The organism is Citrobacter sp. S46_ASV_140, from assembly GCF_018919545.1.
In the GTDB taxonomy this organism is placed as follows: domain Bacteria; phylum Pseudomonadota; class Gammaproteobacteria; order Enterobacterales; family Enterobacteriaceae; genus Citrobacter; species Citrobacter braakii.
In genome coordinates, this window is record NZ_JAHLRC010000144.1 from 1 (window position 1) to 7,808 (window position 7,808).

Here is a 7,808-nt window from a genome sequence, read left to right on the forward strand (position 1 = left end):
AATAAAAACAGGGCTGGCAGGCCATTTCGGACTTGCCAGCCTTTTTTTGTATAGCTAATTTAGATGACGGATTGGGCTTGCCATCATTAACGGGTGTTGTAAGGGCATGGCAGGCCTGATATAACTGCTGCGCGTTCGCACTTTGAAGGATTCAGGTGCGATATAAATTATAAAGAGGAAGAGAAGAGTGAATAAATCTCAACTGATCGACAAAATTGCTGCAGGGGCTGATATCTCTAAAGCTGCGGCTGGACGTGCGTTAGATGCAATTATTGCTTCTGTTACTGAATCTCTGAAAGAAGGTGATGACGTAGCGCTGGTAGGTTTTGGTACTTTTGCCGTTAAAGAGCGTGCTGCCCGTACTGGTCGCAACCCGCAAACAGGTAAAGAGATCACCATCGCCGCGGCTAAAGTACCGGGCTTCCGTGCAGGTAAAGCACTGAAAGACGCGGTAAACTAAGTGATTTCCCCTTTGGGGATGTGACGAAGTACAAGGGCGCATCGACTGATGTGCCTTTTTTATTTGTAATTCCGGTACTTTCTACGCGTTGTGGGCTGACAATTGCCCCTGTTTCTTGTCACAATAGGCCTTTGTACGCAGCGTTCAGGAAACGCTATGCTGCGTGAAGCATATATACTCAAAATCCTTGCCGCCGCTGTTGTGACAACGCGCAGGCGGCTTGAGAGATAACGCGTATAGTCATCTACAGCGGAGTGTGGTTACACCATGATGGACAGCTTACGCACGGCTGCTAACAGTCTCGTGCTCAAGATTATTTTCGGTATCATTATCGTGTCGTTCATTTTGACCGGCGTGAGTGGTTACCTGATTGGCGGGGGCAATAACTTCGCCGCCAAAGTGAATGGCCAGGAGATTAGCCGCGGGCAGTTCGAGAATGCGTTCAACAGCGAACGTAACCGCATGCAGCAACAGCTGGGCGATCAATACTCCGAACTGGCTGCGAACGAAGGCTACATGAAAACGCTGCGTCAGCAGGTGCTGAATCGTCTTATTGACGAAGCGCTGCTGGATCAGTACTCCCGCGAGCTTAATCTCAACATCAGCGACGATCAGGTTAAACAGGCTATTTTCGCCACGCCTGCGTTCCAGGTGGACGGTAAATTTGATAACAATCGCTACAACGCGATTGTTAATCAGATGGGAATGACCGCAGACCAGTACGCTCAGGCATTACGTAATCAGCTTACTACCCAGCAACTGATTAACGGCGTTGCCGGTACGGACTTCATGCTGAAAGGCGAAACGGACGAGCTGGCGGCGCTGGTCGCACAGCAGCGTATCGTTCGCGAGGCGACAATTGACGTTAACGCACTGGCCGCGAAGCAGTCTGTTACCGAGCAGGAAGTTGCCAGCTACTACGAGCAGAATAAAAACAACTTTATGACGCCGGAACAGTTCCGCGTGAGCTACATCAAGCTGGATGCTGCTGCTATGCAGGAGACGGCCAGCGATGCGGATATTCAGGCTTATTATGACCAGCATCAGGATCAGTTCACTCAGCCGCAGCGTAACCGCTACAGCATCATTCAGACCAAAACGGAAGATGAAGCCAAAGCGGTACTGGACGAGCTGAACAAAGGCGGTGATTTCGCTGCGCTGGCAAAAGAAAAATCTGCTGACATCATCTCTGCCCGTAAAGGCGGCGACATGGGATGGCTGGAAGATTCCACCACCCCGGATGAGCTGAAGAATGCCGGTCTGAAAGAGAAAGGCCAGCTGTCAGGTGTGATTAAGTCTTCCGTTGGTTTCCTCGTTGCGCGTCTTGACGACGTGCAGCCTGCGCAGGTTAAACCGCTGAGCGAAGCCCGCGACGACATTGCGGCGAAAGTGAAGCAGGAAAAAGCGCTGGATGCCTACTATGCGCTGCAGCAGAAAGTGAGCGATGCCGCCAGCAACGATAACGAATCCCTGGCGGGTGCGGAGCAGGCGGCGGGTATGAAAGCGGTTGAAACGGGCTGGTTTAGCCGTGATAGCCTGCCGGAAGAGCTGAACTTCAAACCGGTCGCTGACATCATTTTCAATGGTGGTTTGGTTGGTGAGAACGGTACGCCTGGCAGTAACTCTGACATCATCACCGTGGATGGCGATCGCGCGTTTGTACTGCGTATTGCAGAGCACAAAGCTGAAGCCGTTAAACCACTGGCTGAAGTGAAAGATCAGGTAACTGCGCTTGTTAAGCACAATAAAGCAGAGCAGCAGGCGAAGCTTGATGCCGATAAACTGCTGGCGGATCTGAAAGCTGGTAAGGGCGATGAAGCCATGAAAGCGGCGGGTCTGAGCTTTGGCGAAGCGAAAACGCTGAGCCGTACGGGTCAGGATCCGCTGAGTCAGGCGGCCTTTGGCCTGAGCCTGCCGGCGAAAGACAAACCGAGCTACGGCGTGGCGAACGACATGCAGGGTAACGTTGTACTGCTGGCGCTGGACGAGGTGAAAGCCGGTTCTATGCCTGAAGAGCAGAAGAAAGCGATGGTTCAGGGGATTACCCAGAACAATGCGCAGATTGTCTTTGAAGCGCTGATGAGCAACCTGCGTAAAGCCGCAAAAATTAAAGTCGGTGACGCGCTGGAACAGCAGCAATAACCGAGGCTACTCGCAAAAAATTGCAAAAAGTTGTATCAACCAAAGGCCGCTTTCGCGGCCTTTTCCATTTCTGATATTTGCCGTTTGTCTGCCGTTCTGCACCTCGCTATCGTGATTCCACTGTTAACAAACAAGGAGAAAACAGTATGAAACATGGAATCAAAGCCCTGCTTATTACCCTTTCATTGACCTGCGCCGGTATGGCTCAAAGCGCACTGGCTGCAGAGCCAGTCGCCAAAAGCCAGGCGACTCAAGCCAAAGCGGATGCTACGGGAGTAGCACAAAGCAAAGCCACGCAACCGGCTAAAGTGAGCGATGATGAAGGCACCAGGGTAAGCATCAACAGCGCTTCTGCGGAGGATTTAGCGCGAGTCATGAATGGCGTGGGTCTGAAGAAAGCGCAGGCGATTGTCAGCTATCGTGAGGAGTACGGGCCGTTTAAAACGGTGGAGGACTTAAAGCAGGTACCGGGCATGGGGAGTTCGCTGGTAGAGCGCAATCTGGCAGTTTTAACACTTTAATAACTTGCAGAGTGCTGAAAGTTTGCCAGACTGTAGAGGTCATACCAGTTATGACCTCTTACCCTGAAGTGTTCCTATAAAAACAACGTAAGGCTCCTGCGCTATGCAAACACAAATCAAAGTTCGTGGTTTTCATCTTGATGTCTATCAGCACGTTAACAATGCTCGCTATCTTGAGTTTCTGGAAGAAGCCCGCTGGGATGGCCTGGAAAACAGCGACAGCTTTCAGTGGATGACCGCACACAACATCGCTTTTGTGGTCGTGAATATTAACATTAACTACCGCCGCCCTGCGGTGCTGAGCGACCTGCTGACCATTACCAGTCAGGTGCAACAGCTAAATGGCAAAAGCGGTGTGTTGAACCAGACTATCACCCTGGAGCCGGAAGGACAGGTGGTGGCAGACGCGTTGATTACCTTCGTCTGTATTGATTTGAAAACGCAAAAGGCGCTACCGCTGGAAGGGGAGTTGCGCAAAAAACTGGAGCAGATGGTGAAGTGATGGAAGAAAGCCTGACGGCGCTTCGCTTATCAGGCTTACGGGCGATATTGACCACGGTGAATGTCGAAAGCCGGATAAGGTGCGTACACCGCCATCCGGCAAAACGATCACTTTAGTCCTGTTTTCTGCTTCATTGCCGCCATCACTGCTGGTTTATCTGCCAGATAATGGTTCAGGCCGTTGGCGCGCAGATTACAGGCCGCGCAGTGACCGCAACCGTCACCTTTGATACCGTTATAGCAGGTCAGCGTTTCTTCGCGTACCAGGTCCAGCTTGCCCCAGTAATCGGCCAGTGCCCAGGTTTCGGCTTTATCGATCCACATCAGCGGGGTTTCAAAGCGAATATCTTTCGCCATTCCCAGGCTTACGGCATGGTTCAGGGCTTTGACGAACTCATCGCGGCAGTCCGGATATCCAGAGAAATCCGTTTCACAAACGCCGGTAATGACCGCCTCCGCCTGCACCTGATACGCGTAAATCGCCGCCAGCGTTAAAAACAGAATATTGCGCCCTGGCACAAAGGTATTGGGAATGCCGTTCGCATCCGGTTCGTAATCGGGTACCGGAATGTTATCGCGGGTCAGGCTGCTGACGGCCAGTTCGCTGAGCAGCGTTACATCAAGTACCTTGTGCGCACGCGCGCCAAGTTTTAAGGCCAGGTCACGTGCGACATCAATCTCAGCGCGATGGCGCTGACCATAATCAAAGGTCACGCAGTGTACTTCATCATACTGATGCAGCGCTTGCGCCAGACAGGTTGTGGAGTCCTGACCCCCACTGAATACAACAACGGCACGTTTCATGGTTTTTCCTGACAAATAACGAAACCCTTATGGTAGCGCCTGGGCGTGTCGGCGACCAGCTTCTTCACGCCGACGGGGGCGGTAGCCAGGCTTCGGTAAATTCAAACCAGCCGCGAGGATTCAGGCGTACGCCGTTCACGCCCGGCGGAGCGCTAATACGATAGTGATAATTGAACAGCGGTGTCAGGGTCGCGTCATGCATCAGCGAGGCGAAAACGTGTTGTAAAGCCGCATGACGATCGTCCTCATCGGCCTGGATTTGCAGGGCATCCAGGGTGGTTTGCAGATGAGTATATGCCGGCGAGCTCAATACATGTGACCAGAGCTGATCGCAGCGCAGCCACTGTTCGAGGGTATATTCAGGCGCTTCGCCAATCAGCCTGTCTCCCATCATCAGGTCGGCCTGGGCTAAAGGATGGTCGCCATCCCAGTTTTTAGCATTATGAAAAATAAGCGTTAATTCACAGCCGAGTAGCGCTAGCGCCTGGCGAAGCTGTTCAGCCATGGCGTGCAATTCTACCGGCAGGTGATAGGCCAGCGTAAGCTTTTCCGGTAGCGGCACGTCGTCCAGTTCATCCCATTGGGGGATCGTCCATCCCGGCAGCAGCGCATTGCTTGGCGTGATCAGGTTTTCATCCACGTCAAGCGTTTGTAGCAGGGAAGAGCGGTGGATAATATTGACCAGGCGACGGGCCTGCTGCGTATTCAGCCGCGCGCTTTTTCTGAGCGTGAGATAGCAGAAACCGAGGCTGATCCCGCTGCTTACCTGGCTTAGCATGGGAAGCTCTTCGGGTTTACCAATTGCAATTTGAACCGGATGGCGACAGCTGGTGCCCAAATCCTGGGAGAAAAGCTGCGGGGTTATCCAGTATTCAATGGCTTTTAGTAGCGGATGACTCAGGTGGTAGTGATCGTGACTCTCGATGCGCACCAGGTCTGGGGTAAACAGCGTCAACCGAAACGGACCGGTACCAACAAACGGGAGTTCGGGATGTGCCAGGTGACTGCTGTAGCTTGCCAGACGATGCGCCAGCCAGAAGTCGGGGCGATGCAAAATAAAGGTTAGGCACTGGGGATGCGTCACCTCAATGCGCTTTACGCTGATAAACAGCTTATTTAACGCGGGTAGCTCTAACAGCTTCAGCAACTGTTGATGTAGCTGTGTGCTGCTGACCGCATCGCCGTTATGCCAGTACAGGGTGGAGCGAATATAGAAATCCCAGCGCTGGCCGTCGGCGGAGATATTCCAGTGGTGGGCTAAATCTCCGCAGGGGCGTTGCGTAATACTGTCGAACTGGGTCAGGCCCGAGAATATTTGTCCGGCGAGGTGTTGTTCTGCGCGACCAGGGAGAAATCCAGGGTGCAAAGGGTCGAGCTGGCGGTAATAGGGGATGCGCAGGGTTGGCGTGTCGTTTTGCCACTGACCGCCCATAAACGGCTGGAGCAGCGTTCTTAATTCTCCCGGCGCCAGCTGAGCCAGCTCCAGTACGCTAAGTTGCTCCCCCTTTTGCAGCGCTTGTTCCATCATAATGCTGCGTAGCGAATCTGGCGTCACCAAAAAGCGCAGTTGCCCGCGTTTCCCACGCCCCGACTGGGCGTGCCACTCCAGCCAGCCAGCATCCTGCGCTTGCTTCAGCAGAGTACGCACGTGGCGCTCGCTACAAAAACAGCGTTCTGCCAGCTCCCCGACGGTCACCGACTGCGGTTCTCCCGCCGACGGCTGCCACAGGCGTTGGTACTGATTCAGGCGATTCAACAATCTCATATACACGTCATCCTTCAAGCTGTCTCTTTGTTGGCGGCGTTAATTCACCCCAGTCACTGCATGCTCCTGGACGTTCATTCACTTACCGCCTGGATGCAACTTGAATGATTTTGTGTAATAAACCCGGAACAATTCATTTTATCTATTCACTATTACTTCCGTATATCTCAGGTGATACTGAATCACAAGTTAACCGCGTCACAGTGTGGAGAAAGAAATGGCTCGTCTGGCTGCATTTGATATGGATGGCACCCTTTTGATGCCGAATCACCATTTAGGTGACGAAACGCTTTCAACGCTGGCGCGCCTGCGTGAACGCGATATCACCCTGACATTTGCCACCGGCCGCCATGTGCTTGAGATGCACCATATTTTGGGTTCTATCTCACTGGACGCCTTTTTGATCACGGGTAACGGCACGCGCATTCACTCTGTTGAGGGCGATGTATTGCACCGTCAGGATCTGGATCCAACTGTGGCGGATATTGTGTTACATCAGAAGTGGGATACTACAGCCAGCATGCATGTCTTTAATGACAATGGTTGGTTCACCGGACAAGAGATCCCATCGCTGCTACAGGCGCATGTGTATAGCGGATTTCGCTACCAGATCGTCGATGTGAAACGTATCCCGGCTCATCAGGTAACGAAAGTCTGTTTCTGTGGGGATCATGACTCCCTGATCCAATTACGCATTCAACTGAATGAGGCGCTGGGTGAGCAGGCAAATCTCTGTTTTTCCGCGGTTGATTGCCTTGAGGTGCTGCCGGTGGGCTGTAACAAAGGATCGGCGCTGGCGGTACTAAGCGACCACTTAGGTTATTCAATGGCCGAATGTATGGCATTTGGCGATGCCATGAACGATCGCGAAATGTTAGGCAGCGTTGGGCGCGGCCTGATTATGGGCAACGCGATGCCACAACTGATTGCTGAACTGCCGCATTTGTCGGTGATTGGGCATTGCCGCAATCAGGCGGTGTCACACTTTTTGACGCATTGGCTGGACAATCCGCATCTACCTTATTCCCCCGAATGAGAGATCCCTTCCAGCAAGCCAGACTTCGCGTCTGGCTTTTTTTTATCCCATTAATGGGTGTTCAGAAGCCGGGTGAGTTCCGCTTTCCACGGCGTTAAATCACCGATGTGCGTGTCGATCCACTGCGGGTTGTAGTAGGTTTCAAGATAGCGTTCGCCGCTGTCGCACAGCAGCGTGACCAGTGAACCGCTTTCTCCGGCATCGCGCATACGGGCGGCAAGTTGCAGCGTTCCCCACATGTTGGTGCCGGTTGAAGCGCCGACTTTGCGGCCCAACTGCGTTTCCAGCCAGTGTGCGGTGGCCACGCTTGCGGCATCCGGTACGCGCAGCATTTCATCGACTACGTCAGGAATGAAGGAGGGTTCGACACGTGGGCGGCCGATGCCTTCGATTTTGCTTCCTACCGGGCTGCGTAACGTTGCATCGCGATCCTGCCAGAAGGGCAGAAAGACTGAGTTTTCCGGATCCACCACCATCAGGCGGGTGTCGTAGCCCTGACAACGAATATAGCGGCCAATGGTTGCAGAGGTGCCGCCGGTTCCGGCGCTCATCACAATATGGCGGGGGACGGGGTTGGGC

At 53.2% G+C, this 7,808-nt stretch carries 8 protein-coding genes; 5 read left to right on the plus strand and 3 right to left on the minus strand.

The genetic code is table 11. The annotated features are described in order from the left end of the window. Nucleotides 1–169 precede the first annotated feature (169 nt). The 4 genes from hupB (at nucleotide 170) to fadM (ending at nucleotide 3,625) form a co-directional block, all read left to right on the plus strand. Complete coding sequence (gene hupB, locus KQJ19_RS20950; protein ID WP_219352570.1) at nucleotides 170–460, plus strand: nucleoid-associated protein HU-beta; 291 nt, start codon at nucleotides 170–172, stop codon at nucleotides 458–460. A gap of 267 nt (nucleotides 461–727) precedes the next feature. Continuing rightward, nucleotides 728–2,602, plus strand: coding sequence for a peptidylprolyl isomerase (gene ppiD / locus KQJ19_RS20955; protein ID WP_016152053.1), 1,875 nt, complete (start codon nucleotides 728–730; stop codon nucleotides 2,600–2,602). A gap of 146 nt (nucleotides 2,603–2,748) precedes the next feature. After that, a complete protein-coding gene (locus tag KQJ19_RS20960; RefSeq protein ID WP_216404079.1) occupies nucleotides 2,749–3,123 on the plus strand; it encodes a helix-hairpin-helix domain-containing protein in 375 nt (124 codons plus the stop codon). A 103-nt stretch (nucleotides 3,124–3,226) separates the two neighbouring features. Further along, the gene (fadM, locus tag KQJ19_RS20965; RefSeq protein ID WP_216404080.1) at nucleotides 3,227–3,625 is read left to right on the plus strand and encodes a long-chain acyl-CoA thioesterase FadM; all 399 of its coding nucleotides are present in this window, start codon (nucleotides 3,227–3,229) and stop codon (nucleotides 3,623–3,625) included. 107 nt (nucleotides 3,626–3,732) lie between these two features. Here fadM and queC read toward each other — a convergent pair whose 3' ends face one another. Next, the gene (gene queC / locus KQJ19_RS20970) at nucleotides 3,733–4,428 is read right to left on the minus strand and encodes a 7-cyano-7-deazaguanine synthase QueC (RefSeq protein WP_003021638.1); all 696 of its coding nucleotides are present in this window, start codon (nucleotides 4,426–4,428) and stop codon (nucleotides 3,733–3,735) included. Between the two features lie 64 nt (nucleotides 4,429–4,492). Further along, on the minus strand, nucleotides 4,493–6,193 hold the full coding sequence (locus KQJ19_RS20975) for an SgrR family transcriptional regulator (RefSeq protein ID WP_200046354.1): 1,701 nt from the start codon (nucleotides 6,191–6,193) through the stop codon (nucleotides 4,493–4,495). A gap of 217 nt (nucleotides 6,194–6,410) precedes the next feature. On the opposite strand from KQJ19_RS20975, the gene cof reads away from it, so the two are divergent. After that, a complete protein-coding gene (cof, locus tag KQJ19_RS20980; protein ID WP_216404081.1) occupies nucleotides 6,411–7,229 on the plus strand; it encodes an HMP-PP phosphatase in 819 nt (272 codons plus the stop codon). A 50-nt stretch (nucleotides 7,230–7,279) separates the two neighbouring features. Here the strand turns inward: cof and KQJ19_RS20985 are convergent. After that, nucleotides 7,280–7,808 (minus strand): pyridoxal-phosphate dependent enzyme (locus tag KQJ19_RS20985; protein WP_216404082.1); only part of this gene is annotated, 529 nt, incomplete at its 5' end.

What these genes read in the sequence shown, in the direction of transcription:
- ppiD (WP_016152053.1), top strand. Translation starts at nt 728, where the DNA reads ATGATGGACAGCTTACGCACGGCTGCTAACAGTCTCGTGCTCAAGATT.
- KQJ19_RS20960 (WP_216404079.1), top strand. Translation starts at nt 2,749, where the DNA reads ATGAAACATGGAATCAAAGCCCTGCTTATTACCCTTTCATTGACCTGC.
- fadM (WP_216404080.1), top strand. Translation starts at nt 3,227, where the DNA reads ATGCAAACACAAATCAAAGTTCGTGGTTTTCATCTTGATGTCTATCAG.
- queC (WP_003021638.1), bottom strand. Translation starts at nt 4,428, where the DNA reads ATGAAACGTGCCGTTGTTGTATTCAGTGGGGGTCAGGACTCCACAACC.
- KQJ19_RS20975 (WP_200046354.1), bottom strand. Translation starts at nt 6,193, where the DNA reads ATGAGATTGTTGAATCGCCTGAATCAGTACCAACGCCTGTGGCAGCCG.
- cof (WP_216404081.1), top strand. Translation starts at nt 6,411, where the DNA reads ATGGCTCGTCTGGCTGCATTTGATATGGATGGCACCCTTTTGATGCCG.